This is a genomic window from Anaerobacillus sp. ABD4_527 (assembly GCF_056160805.1).
The window spans coordinates 83,905-100,454 of record NZ_JBSWXZ010000001.1 but is presented as its reverse complement, the minus strand read 5'-3'; the positions used below and the strand labels follow the sequence as shown (position 1 = coordinate 100,454).

Sequence of the window (16,550 nt, the reverse complement as noted above, 5' to 3'; positions counted from 1 at the left end):
ATTATGAGAAGAGCAGGTTTTCCATTTCATCTAGGATGGATTCAAACACATCTAACGCGTCGCTGATCGGTTTTGATGATGTCATATCTACCCCAGCTTTTTTCAATACTTCGATCGGATAGTCAGAGCTTCCGGCTTTTAAGAAATCAATATAACGTGAAACGGCTGGTTCGCCTTCATCAAGAATTTGTTTTGATAAAGATGCCGCTGCACTAAATCCTGTTGCATATTGGAATACATAATAGTTGTAATAGAAATGAGGAATCCTTGCCCATTCAAGTGCAATATCTTCGTCGATCACTAGGTTTTCACCGAAATACTTTTTGTTCAACTCATAATACAAGTTCGAAAGCAAGTCTGGAGTCAATGGTTCCCCTTCTTGAGCTTTCTTATGAATCAAGTGCTCGAATTCAGCAAACATCGTTTGACGGAACACCGTTCCACGGAATCCTTCAAGATAATGATTTAACAAATACAGCTTTTCTTGTTTATCTGCTGTATTCTTTAATAAGTAGTCATTCAGAAGAGATTCATTAGTGGTAGACGCCACTTCTGCTACAAAAATCGAATAATTAGCGTATGGATATGGCTGGTTCTCTCTTGTGTAATATGAATGCACGGAATGACCAAACTCATGTGCAAGCGTGAAAAGGTTGTTCACGTTATCTTGCCAGTTCATCAAAATGTATGGTCGCGTACCGTAGCTGCCTGATGAATAAGCTCCACTGCGCTTCCCAACGTTTTCTTGAACGTCTACCCAGCGATTTTCAAACCCTTCTTTTAAGATGTTTTCATATTCTTCGCCTAGTGGCGTTAACCCCTTCAGAATATAATCCTTCGCTTCCTCATACTTCACTTCCATCTTTACGTCTGGAACTAAAGGTGTATAGAGATCATACATATGGAGTTCATCTAATCCTAACGCTTTTTTACGAATATCTACGTAACGATGCAACAAGTCTAAGCGACTATTTACGGTTTCAACGAGATTATCATACACTTCTTCAGGAATATTGTTATTATCTAGTGCTGCTTGACGAGCAGAATCGTAGTTACGAACGGACGCATAGTAGTTATCTCGCTTGACCGTTCCACTCAGCGTGCTCGCGAATGTGTTTTTAAATTTATCATACGTGTCATAAACGGCTTTAAAGGCATCTTTCCTTACTCTACGGTCACTGCTTTCAAGGAAACGGATCAATCTACCGTGAGTGACTTCAACCTCATCACCGTTCTCATCTTCAATCGTAGGGAATTTCATATCTGCATTATTTAACATCCCAAACGTGTTGCTCGAACTATTCGTAACATCACTAATGCCAGCGAGAATCGCTTCTTCTTCTTTTGAAAGAACATGTGGACGCTGACGGTTAATTTCGTCGAGTGCTTGAGCATACAACTGAAGATCTTTATTTTCTTTCAAATAAGTTTGGATTTCCTTCTCAGGAATACTTAAGATTTCTGGTACTACGAACGCAAGAGCGCTGCTGACTTGTGTCGCAAGATTTGATGCTCGATCGTTCAACCCTTGATACGTTGAGTTTGTTGTATCTTGGTCGTACCTCATGTGTGCGTATGTAAAAAGCTTTCCTAGTTTTTTAGTGATTTCATCTTGTTTTTGTAGTCCTGCATAAAGCGTCTCAGCTGATTCACTCAGTTTTCCTTTAAACGTTTCCATCTCAGGTATAAGTGCTTTGATTTCTTTGAATTCTTCTTCCCATTTCTGATCATTCTCATAAATTGCTTCTAAATCCCACGTATCTTCTACAGGAATATCTTCACGTTTTGGCAATGCATTTTTTGTTTTGTTTTCCATCTATCATACACCTCCATCAAATTTTCACATTACATTAATTATCCTATCATATTTCTCTTATTATTCTTACATTTTCGCTCGACAATACTCGCATGTTAGCTAAGATTTGAAAGTACTCTTTCATCTGATTTTAAAGCGATTTCTACAGAATGATGCATAGTGGGTTGGTATAGTTTTTCATACCGATCTCCCCTGTCTTTGAGAACAGATAACGTGATGAGTTGCGAAAGGTAACCTTTCAGGGAGAGTTCTATACCTTCTTCGAATGATTGAGTCCGTACTTTAATAATTCCACGAGAAATGAGTTCTTTGAATGAAGTAGTAAGATGATGAAGTGTAAACGTTGAGTGGGGACGCAGGTTTTGAAGGAAAACTAAGGTAATCCAAGATTGCCATAAATACGCTGGAGTTTCGATCCAATAATTTGAGGATGAGGGGATGCCGGCTTCTGAAGGGAACAGTCTGAGTGTCCCTCCCTTTTTGTATAAAAGTTTCCTCATATAAAAATAAGCATAACTTTTTTCGCCATGAGGATTCATTCGCCAGATTCGTTTTTGTTTAAGCCAGATCCAATTGCGGTGAGAGTGAGAGAGTGTTGTTTCGTGAGGCTGAAAAAGAGAAGTAATCGAGGTGGTTTTAAGAGAGATTATGTGTGAAGTACAAACGATTTTTGTAGGAGTCAAACTATACTGTGGTACAACGAGGGAAAATCGTTTTTCAAGTGGACAGTAATAAAAGAGTGTTGGGGTATGGTTTATCATTTTGACAGCTGCCCACTCCATGGAACTTACCGAGTGGATAAAACGATATTTACTTTTGAGCCGACTCTTACCAAAGATCCACCATACGTCGAGCCCACTTCGATAATAACTGTCTGAGCGGTGATGTAAGAGTGTTTCTTCTATAGGAGAGCATTGGTACTCGATAGCAAGATTACGTGCCTTTAAAAAGAGATCTGGGCGTTTTCGGGCCTCTGGTAAGTAAGTCTCTACTTCAACGTCTGAGTACTCATTTCTTAACCAGCGGTAAAGCTGTTCTTTGCCCGAAAGATGATAGCTAGACTCAACTTCCCACGGATCGACACAAGGGGCATGGGCACGGTGGGCAAAATGCCAAACTTTTTTCTGACCGAGTCTCATAACGACTGATTCACTGCAACTTGGGCAGTAAAAGTCAGTAGTCTTACGAAGCTTTATCAGAGAATCTAACCCTTCTTCGTTCTCAGCAAAATTCAATATTGATCCAACGCTTGATACAGCTTTTAACATCTATTCACCTCAATTTTAGTTAGATGCGATAGTATTCTCTTCGCTCTCACAACTTTCCTCTATTTATAAAATAAAAAAAAGCCGATTTCCTATTGAAATCGGCAATGGTTTATAAGAGTGGGAAGTGAACACGGAGCTGTTCAAGAGCCTGTTCAGAGAGAATTTCCTTACCGTATTCTTGCATCCTGTGAACTGTTAGATCTGATTCATATCCGTACTCTAACAACTGGCTCAAGCGGTTATCCTGATCATCTTCGCTCAATGCTTCGTCAAAAACAACGTGGAGGTAATATCTGTCTTCGAAATTGTACAGCCCGTTTTCAACTCCATCTGCATCAAATCCATGAGCTAAAGAGATTACATCTTCAAAATCTTTAAATCCAATTGTGAAGGTGAGTTCTTCTTCTTCAAGCTGCTCTGCTTCCTCTGTCTCATGACTATTTTGAATCGTGAATTTGTCGTCTAAAATTTTATCAATATTCTCATCGATTGGAAGATCCAATTGTTTATCTTCAGAGATCGGTAATTCAAGTTTAGAGCCGTCGTTAGACATTTGCGCACGTGTAACGATGATTTCCAAACCTTTTTCTAAGGCCTGTACTTGTATCCAGAGCGGACCTTCCAGTGAAAATTGCTCTCGCTGATGCGCTTCATCCATCATTTCCCAGAACAGCTCTTCTCCTCTTTCTCGATCGTACCAAATTTCTTCTCGATCAAATCCTCTATTTTCAATGTCCCTATACGTGATAAAGAATTTTAATGTATTTGCGTTGACTCGTTCTATTTCCATCCGTTTTCTCTCCCTCCTGTTTGTTTAACCGGAAGGCTATTCCCTCTGGGATACTCCTTATTGTTTCATTCCCTCAAGCGATTAAACCAAACCGCTTTTCTCTTGTAATACCATTCTATGATAAAACTTCAAAGAATGGAAATAAAAAAACGTTTGTTTTTCACTCATATTACAGCATATACACGATATAAATATTTATGTGTATAGCTTGCCCCTGTATGCTCCTGTCATGATTGTAAAATTTAACTAAATCCGGGAGTTGGCGCCATTGTTCGAAACAGAAATCATCACTTCGATTTTGTTCATTATCGGTATCGATATCGTACTCGGAGGTGATAATGCAGTCGTCATTGCTCTTGCCTGTCGAAATTTGCCTGAATCCAACAGAGGTAAAGCAATTTTGATCGGTACAGCACTCGCTGTAGGTCTAAGAATAGCACTAACCATTGTTGCCGTCTATTTATTAACTCTTCCCTACTTGTTGATCATCGGAAGTCTATTCTTACTTCTTATATCACTCAAGCTTCTGAAGGATGATGAGAGTACAGAAACGATCGACTCTAAATTTTCCTTTTGGGGTGCGATCAGAACGATTGTCATCGCTGACCTAATCATGGGGCTTGATAATGTACTTGCTATTGCAGGAGCAGCGAACGGAAAACTTTATCTCGTCGTCTTCGGCTTACTGATCTCTATCCCCATCATCGTATGGGGAAGCAGAATGATCCTCCATGCCTTGAACCGCTTCCCTCTTCTCATTTACGTTGGAGCGGGAATACTCGCATTAACTGCAGGAAAAATGCTTACAAATGCTCCTGAACTTAAATCATTCTATTACACTTACCCGTCATTAGAATATCCAACACACTGGTTATTCTTATTAATAATTATCATCGGAGGTTGGTATTATAAAAGGAAAGCTAACAAAGCGGTTAACTAAAAAAACTTCTACAGGAATCTCCTGTAGAAGTTTTTATTAATTTACAAGACGCTGTGTAGCTTCTTGAAGTTGGAATGTGCGAACCTTACGTGGAAGGAATCGACGAATTTCATCTTCGTTATAACCCACCTGTAGACGCTTCTCATCTAGAATGATCGGACGACGAAGCAATCCAGGGTACTCACTAATGAGCTCAAACAATTCCTGAAGTGAAACGTTGTCTAAATTCAAGCCCAATTCCTGGAATGTTTTTGAGCGAGTTGATATAATTTCATCTGTTCCGTCCTCAGTCATACGAAGGATTTCTTTAACCTCTTCAATAGTGAGTGGTTCAGCAAATATATTTCTTTCAGTGAATGGAATGTCGTGCTCCTGTAGCCATGCTTTTGCTTTTCGACAAGATGTGCAGCTTGGAGATGTATAGAGTGTTACCATAAGGATTGGCTCCTTTCTATAAATAAACATTATTCTTTATTTAGAAACATTATCTTCTCACAATTTATATTATACTACACTGTGAAAAAAATAACTAGGGTGATGACAAAAGTTGCAATTAAGTTGTACAATTCTTATACATGTAAATCTGATTCTATCTTCTACTTCCCCCATCGTTGCCCTTCTAAACATAAATTGTTTCAAAATGTTTTATTTTATTTAAGCACCACACTTTTCCACATGATAGTATTCGTACAAGAGACACTACTTTTGAGGTGAACAATAATGAAGAAAGCGATTTATTTAGCAGGAGTGCTTGTACTTACAAGCGCATGTAGCACTCCTGAAATAACGAGTACCGAAACTAAAGATCAACCGATCCCTGTAGAGGTTGCAGACGTTAAGAAGACCGAATTATCTGATGAGCTTGAATTAACAGGACAAGCTATCCCTGGCACTACGATTCCCCTCGTAGCTCCTTCTCCTTTAGAAATCGTCGAACTGAACGTTAAAGTAGGTAGTTCAGTTGAAAAAGGAGATCTCATCGCAACATTGGATGATACGGCTGCAAGGCGAAACGTTGCCAACCTCTCAAATGCAGTCGACGAACTTGAAAAAGCAGTCGCTCAAGCAAAGCAGTTATCAAGTGAAGCAGAGAAAAATGCGAAAGAGTTAAAAGCAATGCAAGAAGAACTGAACGCATCGTTAGAGCGATCTCAAACGCTGCTTAACCAAATCGATACAGAAGAAGTAACTGCTTCAGACGTGTTGAAAGAAAGTTTAGAAGTCGCGATTAAACAAGCGGAGCTTTCACAAGCTGCAGCCTCACTCCCGTCTATGTCGGCTGGAAACGTTACTCAGCTAGAGTCTCAGCTTGCTGAAACACGCGCAAGTCTGAATCAGGCTAGAGATGTTCTTAACGCCACAACGATCGAATCACCGATCACAGGCGTTATCTCTCAAATCAACGCGGAGGAAAATGCCACTGCCGTTCCTAACTCTCCACTCGCTGTTGTGGTCAACATGGACCCAGTCGTCGCATCATTTCAAGTTAACAGCTTTCAGATCAGTAAACTTTCAAAAGGGCAAAAAGTCTCCATTACTTTCGATGGAATTGATGGTACCTTTTCTGGGGAACTTAGCGAAATTCCACCAACAGCAAATGAACAAACAGGCTCGTTTGTGATCGATATCGAACTTGAAAACAAAGACAATAAAATCAAAGGCGGCATGAAGGCGACAGCTTTTATTAAAACCGATGTGGTCGAAGATGCGCTCGTCGTACCGAAAGAATCGATCGTATATGGAGAAGACGACACATACGTCTTTGTCTCACAAGGAAAGAAAGTGAAAAAAGTTTCGGTTAAGTTAGGTGCAGAATCCAATGAGAATATCCAAATAACAGATGGGCTAACAACTGAAGATGATGTCGTTACGAATGGTAAAGACCGTCTATCCGAAACATCTGAAATACAGGTACAGAATTGAGTTGAAACGAAATGAATATTGCTAAACTTTCTGTTTTTCGTCCGATCGCTATGGGAATGGTCATCGTTTTCATTCTCATCATCGGTACGGTTTCCTTACGTAATATGCCTGTTGACCTTTTTCCTGATTTAACTTTCCCCGTTGCAGCCGTAACGGTTACATATGAAGGCGCAGGACCTGAAGAAGTAGAAAACCTACTCGCATCTCCTTTAGAAAACGTGATGGGTACACTTCCAAACGTTGAAAGCATCTCATCTATCTCACGAAACGGTGGCGCATTGATCTTGGTCTCGTTTGAATGGGGGACAGATATGGACTTTGCCACCCTCAATATGCGGGAGCAAATCGATGCTGTCCGGGACTCTCTTCCTTCAGATGTTCCGATTCCAAAAGTGTTACGGTTCAACCCTAGTGACATCCCTATCATGCAGTTAGGTGTTGCAGGATCTGAAGAAGAACTAACCGAGATCAAACAAACGATTGAAGATCAGATTAAGCCTGCACTCGATTCCGTACCTGGTGTTGCAGCCGTTACAATAGAAGGACAGTTAGAAAAAGAAATTCGACTTACAGCTGATCCAGACAGACTCAGTCAATATGGCGTTACGCTAACGAACCTTCAGCAGCTTATCGGTTCAGAAAACCTGAATATCCCAAGTGGTTCGATCGAAACTGAGAATAAAAACCTGCCACTTCGGGTTACCGGGGAATTTGAATCTGTTGATGACTTGAAAAATTTATCGGTTCCAACTGAAAATGGTCCGATCAAATTGAATCAACTCGTCACGATTGAAGAAACAATGAAGCCTTCCGCACAGGAAAGCTATTTAAACGGAGAACCAGCAATAGGGTTCTCTATACAGAAACAGTCTGGCTCTAACACCGTTCAAGTCGTTAGTCAGATCAATGAAAAGTTAGAGGAAATCGAGTCTTCCCTTCCTTCTGATATGGAGATCAAAACCGTTTTTGATCAGGCAAAATTTATTAACCAATCCATTCGTGCCGTTGTTTGGAACATCATTATCGGGAGTATTCTTGCAGCAGCTGTGCTCTATCTCTTCTTAAGAAACATACGAAGCACACTGATCATCGGCCTCTCGATTCCAATCTCCATCGTAGGCGCATTCATCTTGATGTATTTTTCAGGTCAAACGATTAACTTACTTACACTCGGTGGATTAGCCCTAGGGGTAGGTATGATGGTAGATAACTCGATCGTCATACTCGAGAATATTTACAGGTTAAGGCAAGAAGGAAAGTCGATTAAAGATGCAGCTGTAGAAGGTACGAAAGAAGTAGGAAGTGCGATCATAGCGTCAACAACCACCACTGTTGTCGTATTCTTACCGATTGTATTCGTTACTGGCCTTGCAGCACAGCTCTTTAAGCCTTTAGCACTCGCAGTGACGTTTTCTCTTCTTGCATCGTTGTTCACAGCATTGATCATCGTACCGTTACTATCGTCTCTCTTAATGAACCGAAACGCATCCAAATCAGGGTTTCAACTGAGATTTGAACGATTGAACGGATGGTACAAACGCTTGCTAGATAAGTCACTAAGACACCCAAAGAAAACAGTTGGCTTAACGATTGGCTTATTGGTCTTATCTGCTGCAGGAACACCGTTTATCGGCACAGAGTTCTTACCTGCTCAAGACCAAAGCTTCGTGAATATATCTGCAAAGCTACCAGCAGGAAGTTCACTAGATGCGACGACAAATGTGACAGAAGAAATCGATAACGTATTAGAAGACATACCAGAAGTAAAGCTTTCATACCTTACGGCTGGTGGTACAGATAATTTCAGCGTAGGAGCAGGCAGCCAAACGAACCGGGCCACATACAGTGTATTGCTCGTCCCGATCAGTGATCGAAACTCGTCTGACCTCGAAGTTGCTGAAAAAATTCGAACTCAGCTGAAAGACATTCCGAACGCAGAAATCATGGTATCGGCAAGTGATTCTGGCTTCAATGCGGATCCAATCGCAATCAACATCATCGGACCAGAACTAGATGTCTTGAAAGAATTATCAGAAGATGTGATCAAGAGTATCTCAGAAGTTGACGGCGTCAGGGAGCCCACTTCTAGCATCGAGTCGAACAACCCTGAAGTACAGATCTTGATCGATCGAGAAAAAGCGGCGAGCTATGGTGTCGGAAGCACTCAAATCTCAACTGCCGTTTCGAACGCAACTCAAGGGTTAGTAGCAAGTAACCTTGCGAGAGATGGGAAGCAACTCGATATTCGATTAACCGTGGAAGAAAAGTACACAGATTCCCTCGATTCGCTTTCGAGCTTATTGATCGAAACGCAAACAGGACAAAAGATTCCTCTATCTGCAGTGGCTGAGATCAATCGAGGATTGGGTCCATCAGAAATCACTAGAAGTGATCGTCTACGACAGGTCGAGATTACCGCAAGCCTCTTAAATCGAGATCTTGGCACCGTAACAGACGAGATACGAGAGAAGCTGGTCAAAGACGTGCCTCTTCCAAGCAACGCGTACAAAATTACGTTTGGTGGACAGGACGAACAGATGAACGATGCTTTCTTCAAGCTTTCAGGTGCCCTTGCGCTCGCAATCTTGCTCGTCTATATGGTAATGGCAGGTCAGTTTGAATCCTTCCTTTACCCGTTTATCATCATGTTCTCCGTTCCATTAACGGCTATCGGAATCATTGTAGGCTTACTCATTACTTTCCAGCCTCTAGGAGTCGGTTCACTCGTCGGTATGCTCATATTGACCGGTATCGTCGTAAACAACGCGATTGTACTAGTGGATTACATCAACCAGCTCCGCGCAACTGGAATGGACACGAAGTCAGCTATCCTAGAAGCTGGTCCTGTAAGACTACGACCGATTCTAATGACGGCTCTCACAACGATTCTTGGTCTTGTACCACTCTCTCTTGGGTTTGGAGAAGGTACTGAGATTCAACAACCAATGGCGATCGTCATCGTATTTGGATTAACCGTTGCAACGTTTATTACATTGATTTTCATTCCTGTTGTTTATTACTTGATCGATTTGAGAAAACAAAAACGACTTGATAAAAAACGAGAAGCAGCAGAATAATAAAAAAAGGAAAGCCACGTGGCTTTCCTTTTTCTTATGCAGACGTTTTTGTATTTGAGGCAGGTGACTTTGCAGGACGTGGATTCCATTTATTCACACGTTTTTTCAACATATCCTTCAGCATCTCACGCTTCTTTTTCTTTTTCTTATCCCGGTTTTTCATAGAAGCTTCCTCCTCGTTGAAAAACAGTCTTCTCAGTCCTCTACAAGCTCTTTGTCAACCTTCAAACTAAGTACTTCATCTACTGGCATGTACGATTCGCCGTATAATTGCTTGTCCTTATAAGTATGAATTTCTTGGTAGGTATGCTTCATCGCTTCAAATATTTCTTTCTCACCTGCTTCTTCAGGTGACCAGTACAGTATTTCCATTTCATTAATTTCGTTTGTTGCGAGTGAACGTCTCCGGTAACCGATCGATTTAGCGTGTTTAAACCCTTCACGTTTATAAAAACGCTGTCTTTTTTCTGTATCAGTATCTTCGTAATCTACAGGTTCAACTTCTAGAATAATCGGCTTATTCTTTTCTTTTAATCCATTGATCAGCTTTTTCCCAAGTCCCTGACCTCTGGCATCACCGGAAACAAAGATATAATCCACAAAGATGAAATCTGGCAAGTTGGCATACATTAGTACATGATTTGGCCCCTCATCCTTGATGTAAGTGTCGCTTTTCTCTTCAAGCAACAGGTCCATATGTTCCTTTGATTTCATTTCTTGAATAGGAAAATATTGCTTCAATTTCTCATACCAGTTCATTGATCTACTCCTTTTAGTAAATTGATCACTATTAGTATAACATATTTATACAATTGTGGCTGAGACTTGACAGGGCTTGCAAACAATAATATTCCCTCTTTTCAAAAAACTAAACATTCGCTAAACTGATAGAAACGGGACTTGGAGGGATTGAAATGCCTCTTTTGGTAGAGTTCACATTGTTCGCTTTGTCCATTATTGGATTAACCGCCTTCCTCGCAGTCATCATGCATGCATTCGGTACAAACTTTTCTAAACAGAGTAACTCATTCAGTCAGCACCTGAATAAAAGTAAGAGCACCTGGCGCGGAATCGAACGAGATAATCATTAAAATGAAACAAGACCGCCAACTGTGAGGCGGTCTTGTTTTTATGGTGTGTAATCAACGTTATTCGTATACGTGTTTCCTGCATTCCAAAGCAAGAATTCGTTTATATTGTTCTTTTTAAGTGCTTTTATTTGTGCTTCTACTTCAGCTTTACCATAATTTAAGTAATTTCCGCTTCCAAGGTAACTGGCAGTGAAGTCTTGAATCCATGGTCTGCTCGTAGGTGGTGTGTCTAATGCAGCTAGCACTTTATTCTCCACTTGAGCATACTCATCGATGAGCTTGAATGGCTCTAGGTCCGGTTTAGAAATACCGAAGTAAGGCCCCCAATGACTCGGATAAATCATGGATGAGATTACGTCAACGTTCTCAGAGATCTTCGAGAAGTTTTGCCCAATGCCAGGCGCTTCTGGAATCGTTGCAGAATAGCCAAAGATATCTACAGAAACATCCACTCCATAAGGCTCTAGCTTAGAGTTTGCGTATGCTACGAAGTCTGTAACTGCAGCAACTCGTTTCTGAACGTTTTCCATTTCGAGATCTTTGTAATCGCCCATTGTGTACGTAAGAGAAGTGTCACGCTTTTCGAACCCTTCTGGGAATCGAACATAATCAAACTGAATTTCCTTAAAGCCCATTTTCGCAGCTTCGATCGCGATCTCTACATTGTAATCCCATACCTCTTTACTGAATGGATTTACGAATGCTTCTCCTCTTCCATTCTTCCAAATAGTGTTTCCATCTTTATAGGAGAGCTCTGGACGTGCTTCTGCTAGTACACTATCTTTAAAAACTACTACTCTAGCAATCGGATAGATTTCATTCTTCTCTAGCTCTTCAAGTACCTTACGCGGTTCTTTCATGAAAGGTTTGCCGATATCCAACTTAGCTAGCGGAGAATCTTCCTTTGGTTCATATGTAAGATTACCAAAATCATCTTTAATATCGATTACCATCGAATTCAATTCGGTCGAATTTACAAAATCGATCAGCTTATCGAATTTTGCTCCACCGGCTGAATGTCCTGTAAGGTAAATACCTCTTACAGCATCAGGATATTCAAAACTTAATCCTGAATCATACACGAATCGAGGAAGCGTATCTGGAAGCTTCAACTCTTTCCCTTCAACTTTGATTCCATCATGATTTTTAGCTTCTAGAGCTGATTCTTCTGCGAGAGCTGGTTGTCCAATAACAGAAAAAATCAAAACAGTTGCCACTAGGTTTCTCAACCCAACTTTGAAAATACGCACAGCTTCTCTCTCCTTTATTGTTATGCCTCCTCTATTATAAGACGTTTATTAACACTTTGAAAGAACTTCCAGTAAATTTCACGAAGTCTTTTTTTGTCTTTTTAGTGAACGTTATCAGTTGCGTTCATTTTGAGTACATGGTATGATTTTTAGAAAACATTTAGGATAGCGAGGAGGCAGTTAACCATGAGAAACGTTACACTTACAAATATTTTTCAATTACCATTTGCTAGAAAGTACTTGAAAAGAGCTGGACTTGCTCATGCGGTTACAGTCGCTCAAAAGGCTTACGACCTTGCATGCCAGAAGGGAGTTAATGCAGATTTAGCTACAAAAGCTGCACTTCTACACGATATCGGACATTATACTTGGTATCGAAATGGAGAATGGGACTTTGAGCTTTATAAACAAAATGACATCCATGCGATTAAAGGCGCAGAACGTGCACACAAGATGCTCATTCGCTTAGGAGAAGATCCAGAGGCAGCAAAAGAAATTGCAGTTGCAATCTTGTTTCACACGGACTCCTACTTTAAGGGAACTGTACAACGTACTTCTCTTCAAGAAGTGGTCGCGATGGCTGATGAAGCTGATGAAGAACCAAACGGAAATCACCATTATAAAGTAATCTCAGAGGCAGAAGCTGCAGAACGTTTAGCAGAATTAGATGATTTGATCACTCAGGATTCTCGCCTTCAGCAAAGTGTTTAACTCATGTATGAACTTGGAAAGGAATCTTCACAATGCTCTCTTCTTTCTTCCTTTCCATCACCTTCCCTCCCCACTTCTTCATAAATTCTCCTTGTCTTTCGCCACTAGGTAGCTTCATAATTAAACTTGTCTTCCCTTGTTTTTTTGATGTGCGAACAACGAAATCGTATAGTGCCCACTTCTTTTCTTGATTACCAGCGAAGTAAAATTCAAACAGTTCAGCTTGATCATCCTTCATTTCAATCCAAATATAACCAACAGGGGCATCGTTTGCTTCAAGGATATAAATCATTGAATCATTAGATGGTTCACCTGAACTCGCTTCTTGATTATGGCTTCTTAATGATTGTAATGATTCATTATCGAACTCGGGATTATACGAATAAAAAATCATGTTGTTCCCCCTTTTATCTTTTACATAAGGAGTTTTAAACAATGGCAATAAGACTCATGCTGCTAATTTCTACACTAGTACTCATAACAGCGATTTTAATAGACTATTCTACTTCTTTGAACTTATCCCTTTTTATTCAAGCAATCCTTTTCGTAACAATTGCGATTTATCTCGTCTACATTGTAAAACACAAGATTAAAAACAAAAAATAAAAGGCTGCATTTCAAGTGAAATGCAGCCTTTTTCTAATTATACCGTTACGGTTTTCTTTAGTTTGTTGTACTCTTCTTCCGTACAAGCAACCCAGTGGCCTTCTGATACTTCACGAAGAATTCTTTCTTCACCGTTCTCAGGCAAATTCTTCTCTGGGTCGTACACCATACGCTGTCTTGAACGCTCATACTCTGGATCCGGTAGTGGAATCGCAGAAAGAAGCGATTGCGTATAAGAATGAAGAGGATTACGATAAAGCTCTTCACTCTCTGCCAACTCAACGATTTGTCCACGATACATTACACCGATCCGATCACTAATGTATTTAACCATGGAAAGATCGTGCGCGATGAAAAGGTATGTTAAGCCTTTTTCACGCTGAAGCTTTTTCATCAAGTTAACAACCTGTGCTTGAATCGAAACGTCAAGAGCTGAAATCGGCTCATCGGCAATGATAAATTCAGGATCTACTGCTAGTGCGCGAGCGATACCGATACGCTGTCTTTGTCCACCACTAAATTCGTGAGGGTAACGGTTAGCGTGCTCTTTGTTAAGACCTACTGTTTCAAGTAGCTCATGTACTTTATCCATTCTAGCTTGCTTTGATTCTGCTAGGTTATGAATATCGATTCCTTCTGCAATGATATCAGCAACTGTCATTCTTGGGTTAAGTGACGCGTAAGGATCTTGGAAGATCATCTGCATTTTACGATTGAATTTCTTCAGATCTTTGGCAGACTTTTTGCCGTGTACGTCTTCTCCCTTAAAGATAACTTCGCCGTCAGTTGCATCATATAGACGGATGATCGTACGTCCTGTTGTTGATTTACCACAACCAGACTCTCCAACAAGGCCGAACGTTTCACCTTTTTTAATATCAAATGTTAATCCATCAACAGCTTTCACTGTACTCTTACCGACTTTGAAATGCTGTTTTAGGTTTTTAATTTCGAGTAGTTTTTCTTGATTAGACATTTCTTTCACCATCTTTCGTGGCAATGATCGGCTCGTCTGGAGCCATGCCGCGTAGGCGTTTCTTAATCGCTGCTGGCGGTTCTACTTTTGGTGCTTTCTCATGCAACAACCACGTTGCTGCGTAATGAGTATCAGATACTTTGAAAAGAGGTGGCTCCATCTCAGTATCGATCTTCATCGCGTATGGGTTACGAGGAGCAAATGCATCTCCTTTCGGTGGATCTAGTAAGTCTGGAGGAGACCCAGGAATTGCGATCAATTCCTCTTCAGTAGCTTCTAGACTTGGCATGGAACCAAGAAGGCCCCATGTATACGGATGTTGAGGGTTGTAGAAGATTTCATCTACTGTACCTGTTTCAACGATTTTACCAGCATACATAACTGCTACGCGATCAGCGATGTTTGCTACAACGCCTAGATCGTGAGTGATAAAGATGATAGAAGTTCCCATCTTTTCTTGCAGATCTTTCAAAAGCTCAAGAATTTGAGCTTGAATCGTTACATCAAGTGCCGTAGTAGGCTCATCGGCAATAAGAACTCTTGGGTTACAAGCAAGTGCGATCGCGATAACAACACGCTGACGCATACCACCAGAGAATTGGTGAGGGTACTGTGTTACTCGACCCTCGGCATCTGGTATACCTACTAGCTTCAGTAACTCAATTGCACGTTCCTTTGCTTCAGATTTGTTCATGTTTTGGTGCTTGATCAAACCTTCCATGATCTGCTTACCTACTGTCATCGTAGGGTTAAGAGATGTCATTGGATCCTGGAAGATCATCGAAATTTCAGAACCGCGGATCTTTTGCATTTCCCTCTCAGAAAGCTTAGAAAGGTCACGGTCACCGAATTTAATTTCACCTTGCTTAATTCGTCCAGGAGGATCAGGAATCAATCGCATTACGGCTTTTGATGTTACGGACTTACCAGAGCCTGATTCTCCTACAATTGCTAATGTTTCACCTTTATTTAAATGGAAGTTTACTCCTCGAACTGCTTTGACTTCTCCAGCAAACGTATCAAAGGAGACATGCAGATCGTTTACGTCTAGAATTCTTTCCATCATAATCCCCCCTATTTACGTAGCTTTGGATCGAATGCATCTCGAAGCCCATCACCTACAAGGTTAAAGGCAATCATGATCAATGAAATGATGATCGATGGCCATAACACTAAGTGAGGATAAATCTGTAGGCTTGAGAAACCGTTGTTAATGATTGAACCTAGTGAAGCTTCTGGTGGTCTGATACCTAGACCGATAAAGCTTAAGAATGCTTCAAAGAATATTGCTCCAGGGATCGTAAACATCGTCGTGATGATAATCTGACCAAGTACGTTTGGAATCAAGTGCTTACCGATAACACGACCACTTGTCGCTCCAAGAGTACGTGAAGCTAGTACGAATTCTTGTGTTTTTAACTTTAGAACCTGTCCACGAACGATACGCGACATTCCGACCCACCCTGTTATCGATAGGGCAACGATGATCGAGAATATGCCAGGCTCAAATATTAGAATCGCTAAGATGATCAAAATCAAGTTTGGAATTCCTACAAGCACCTCGATGATACGCTGTAGAACGTTATCTACTCGTCCACCGTAATAAGCTGAGATACCTCCGTAAGCAACCCCAATTACAAAGTCAATGAATGCTGCCGCTGCAGCAATGAATAGTGAAATACGTGTACCTTGCCAAACACGAGTCCACTGGTCACGACCGAATTCATCCGTACCGAACCAGAAATATTCATTCTCATAGCCTTTCGCTTCATATTGATCAACGCCACGAATATCGACTCCATTTAATCCAAGGAACCCTACATTTTCTAACACGGGTACTTTAGCAGGCAACTTTGCTCTAGTTAGCTCCTGCGTACGATAGTCATGTTCGTTCATATAGGGCCCAAAGATAGCCAAGAAAGTGATTACAAAGATAATTACCAACCCAATGATTGCACCTGGGTTTTTCTTCAAACGTCTCCAAGCATCTTTCCAAAAGCCAGTACTCTCACCGGCAATCAATTCATTCTCAGAATCATCGATATTAGCGGGCTGAAACATGTCATCTGTAAGGTCGTGTAGTTTTTCTTGTTTCATACTCA

17 protein-coding genes are annotated in these 16,550 nt (G+C 40.8%); 6 read left to right on the top strand and 11 right to left on the bottom strand.

Annotated features, from left to right (window positions below):
* Window position 1: 1 nt before the first annotated feature.
* From pepF to mecA, 3 genes are all read right to left on the bottom strand, one after another.
* Window positions 2–1,816 carry an oligoendopeptidase F gene (pepF, locus tag ACXAHI_RS00505; protein ID WP_474845126.1) on the bottom strand — a complete coding sequence of 605 codons (1,815 nt, stop codon included), beginning with the start codon at window positions 1,814–1,816 and terminating at the stop codon, window positions 2–4.
* Between the two features lie 95 nt (window positions 1,817–1,911).
* Window positions 1,912–3,084 carry a competence protein CoiA gene (locus ACXAHI_RS00500; RefSeq protein ID WP_474845124.1) on the bottom strand — a complete coding sequence of 391 codons (1,173 nt, stop codon included), beginning with the start codon at window positions 3,082–3,084 and terminating at the stop codon, window positions 1,912–1,914.
* Window positions 3,085–3,193: 109 nt separating this feature from the next.
* On the bottom strand, window positions 3,194–3,874 hold the full coding sequence (gene mecA, locus ACXAHI_RS00495; protein WP_474845122.1) for an adaptor protein MecA: 681 nt from the start codon (window positions 3,872–3,874) through the stop codon (window positions 3,194–3,196).
* Window positions 3,875–4,142: 268 nt separating this feature from the next.
* Between mecA and ACXAHI_RS00490 the strand changes: the two genes are divergently transcribed.
* Window positions 4,143–4,814, top strand: a complete 672-nt coding sequence (locus ACXAHI_RS00490; protein WP_474845120.1) for a TerC family protein — start codon at window positions 4,143–4,145, stop codon at window positions 4,812–4,814.
* Window positions 4,815–4,850: 36 nt separating this feature from the next.
* Here ACXAHI_RS00490 and spxA read toward each other — a convergent pair whose 3' ends face one another.
* The gene (spxA, locus tag ACXAHI_RS00485) at window positions 4,851–5,249 is read right to left on the bottom strand and encodes a transcriptional regulator SpxA (RefSeq protein WP_474812350.1); all 399 of its coding nucleotides are present in this window, start codon (window positions 5,247–5,249) and stop codon (window positions 4,851–4,853) included.
* A gap of 285 nt (window positions 5,250–5,534) precedes the next feature.
* Between spxA and ACXAHI_RS00480 the strand changes: the two genes are divergently transcribed.
* Window positions 5,535–6,737 (top strand): efflux RND transporter periplasmic adaptor subunit, encoded by a 1,203-nt coding sequence (locus ACXAHI_RS00480; protein ID WP_474845118.1) that lies wholly within the window; start codon window positions 5,535–5,537, stop codon window positions 6,735–6,737.
* An 11-nt stretch (window positions 6,738–6,748) separates the two neighbouring features.
* A complete protein-coding gene (locus ACXAHI_RS00475; RefSeq protein ID WP_474845116.1) occupies window positions 6,749–9,814 on the top strand; it encodes an efflux RND transporter permease subunit in 3,066 nt (1,021 codons plus the stop codon).
* Window positions 9,815–9,848: 34 nt separating this feature from the next.
* Here ACXAHI_RS00475 and ACXAHI_RS00470 read toward each other — a convergent pair whose 3' ends face one another.
* Both ACXAHI_RS00470 and ACXAHI_RS00465 read right to left on the bottom strand, forming a co-directional pair.
* Window positions 9,849–9,977, bottom strand: a complete 129-nt coding sequence (locus ACXAHI_RS00470; RefSeq protein WP_270181639.1) for a hypothetical protein — start codon at window positions 9,975–9,977, stop codon at window positions 9,849–9,851.
* Between the two features lie 32 nt (window positions 9,978–10,009).
* Window positions 10,010–10,573 carry a GNAT family N-acetyltransferase gene (locus tag ACXAHI_RS00465; RefSeq protein WP_270181638.1) on the bottom strand — a complete coding sequence of 188 codons (564 nt, stop codon included), beginning with the start codon at window positions 10,571–10,573 and terminating at the stop codon, window positions 10,010–10,012.
* A 155-nt stretch (window positions 10,574–10,728) separates the two neighbouring features.
* On the opposite strand from ACXAHI_RS00465, the gene ACXAHI_RS00460 reads away from it, so the two are divergent.
* On the top strand, window positions 10,729–10,905 hold the full coding sequence (locus ACXAHI_RS00460) for a hypothetical protein (protein WP_474845113.1): 177 nt from the start codon (window positions 10,729–10,731) through the stop codon (window positions 10,903–10,905).
* A gap of 38 nt (window positions 10,906–10,943) precedes the next feature.
* Here the strand turns inward: ACXAHI_RS00460 and ACXAHI_RS00455 are convergent, their stop codons facing one another.
* A complete protein-coding gene (locus ACXAHI_RS00455) occupies window positions 10,944–12,149 on the bottom strand; it encodes a putative glycoside hydrolase (protein WP_474848029.1) in 1,206 nt (401 codons plus the stop codon).
* 192 nt (window positions 12,150–12,341) lie between these two features.
* On the opposite strand from ACXAHI_RS00455, the gene ACXAHI_RS00450 reads away from it, so the two are divergent.
* A complete protein-coding gene (locus ACXAHI_RS00450) occupies window positions 12,342–12,866 on the top strand; it encodes an HD domain-containing protein (protein ID WP_474845111.1) in 525 nt (174 codons plus the stop codon).
* A gap of 1 nt (window position 12,867) precedes the next feature.
* Here ACXAHI_RS00450 and ACXAHI_RS00445 read toward each other — a convergent pair whose 3' ends face one another.
* Complete coding sequence (locus ACXAHI_RS00445; RefSeq protein WP_474845109.1) at window positions 12,868–13,260, bottom strand: hypothetical protein; 393 nt, start codon at window positions 13,258–13,260, stop codon at window positions 12,868–12,870.
* A 41-nt stretch (window positions 13,261–13,301) separates the two neighbouring features.
* Between ACXAHI_RS00445 and ACXAHI_RS00440 the strand changes: the two genes are divergently transcribed.
* A complete protein-coding gene (locus ACXAHI_RS00440) occupies window positions 13,302–13,472 on the top strand; it encodes a hypothetical protein (RefSeq protein WP_474845108.1) in 171 nt (56 codons plus the stop codon).
* A 37-nt stretch (window positions 13,473–13,509) separates the two neighbouring features.
* Here the strand turns inward: ACXAHI_RS00440 and ACXAHI_RS00435 are convergent, their stop codons facing one another.
* The 3 genes from ACXAHI_RS00435 to opp3C are packed head-to-tail and all read right to left on the bottom strand — an operon-like array spanning window position 13,510 to window position 16,545.
* A complete protein-coding gene (locus ACXAHI_RS00435; protein WP_474845106.1) occupies window positions 13,510–14,448 on the bottom strand; it encodes an ABC transporter ATP-binding protein in 939 nt (312 codons plus the stop codon).
* On the bottom strand, window positions 14,441–15,511 hold the full coding sequence (locus ACXAHI_RS00430) for an ABC transporter ATP-binding protein (protein ID WP_474845104.1): 1,071 nt from the start codon (window positions 15,509–15,511) through the stop codon (window positions 14,441–14,443). Before ACXAHI_RS00430 ends, ACXAHI_RS00435 begins: the two co-directional genes overlap by 8 nt.
* An 11-nt stretch (window positions 15,512–15,522) precedes the next feature.
* Complete coding sequence (opp3C, locus tag ACXAHI_RS00425) at window positions 15,523–16,545, bottom strand: oligopeptide ABC transporter permease (protein WP_474814817.1); 1,023 nt, start codon at window positions 16,543–16,545, stop codon at window positions 15,523–15,525.
* Between the last annotated feature and the right edge of the window lie 5 nt (window positions 16,546–16,550).

Excerpts from the sequence above, each read along its gene's own strand:
- ACXAHI_RS00450 (WP_474845111.1), top strand. The coding sequence starts at position 12,342 with ATGAGAAACGTTACACTTACAAATATTTTTCAATTACCATTTGCTAGA.
- ACXAHI_RS00480 (WP_474845118.1), top strand. The coding sequence starts at position 5,535 with ATGAAGAAAGCGATTTATTTAGCAGGAGTGCTTGTACTTACAAGCGCA.
- ACXAHI_RS00430 (WP_474845104.1), bottom strand. The coding sequence starts at position 15,511 with ATGGAAAGAATTCTAGACGTAAACGATCTGCATGTCTCCTTTGATACG.
- ACXAHI_RS00500 (WP_474845124.1), bottom strand. The coding sequence starts at position 3,084 with ATGTTAAAAGCTGTATCAAGCGTTGGATCAATATTGAATTTTGCTGAG.
- mecA (WP_474845122.1), bottom strand. The coding sequence starts at position 3,874 with ATGGAAATAGAACGAGTCAACGCAAATACATTAAAATTCTTTATCACG.
- opp3C (WP_474814817.1), bottom strand. The coding sequence starts at position 16,545 with ATGAAACAAGAAAAACTACACGACCTTACAGATGACATGTTTCAGCCC.
- ACXAHI_RS00470 (WP_270181639.1), bottom strand. The coding sequence starts at position 9,977 with ATGAAAAACCGGGATAAGAAAAAGAAAAAGAAGCGTGAGATGCTGAAG.
- ACXAHI_RS00465 (WP_270181638.1), bottom strand. The coding sequence starts at position 10,573 with ATGAACTGGTATGAGAAATTGAAGCAATATTTTCCTATTCAAGAAATG.
- ACXAHI_RS00475 (WP_474845116.1), top strand. The coding sequence starts at position 6,749 with ATGAATATTGCTAAACTTTCTGTTTTTCGTCCGATCGCTATGGGAATG.
- ACXAHI_RS00440 (WP_474845108.1), top strand. The coding sequence starts at position 13,302 with ATGGCAATAAGACTCATGCTGCTAATTTCTACACTAGTACTCATAACA.
- pepF (WP_474845126.1), bottom strand. The coding sequence starts at position 1,816 with ATGGAAAACAAAACAAAAAATGCATTGCCAAAACGTGAAGATATTCCT.
- ACXAHI_RS00460 (WP_474845113.1), top strand. The coding sequence starts at position 10,729 with ATGCCTCTTTTGGTAGAGTTCACATTGTTCGCTTTGTCCATTATTGGA.
- spxA (WP_474812350.1), bottom strand. The coding sequence starts at position 5,249 with ATGGTAACACTCTATACATCTCCAAGCTGCACATCTTGTCGAAAAGCA.
- ACXAHI_RS00445 (WP_474845109.1), bottom strand. The coding sequence starts at position 13,260 with ATGATTTTTTATTCGTATAATCCCGAGTTCGATAATGAATCATTACAA.
- ACXAHI_RS00435 (WP_474845106.1), bottom strand. The coding sequence starts at position 14,448 with ATGTCTAATCAAGAAAAACTACTCGAAATTAAAAACCTAAAACAGCAT.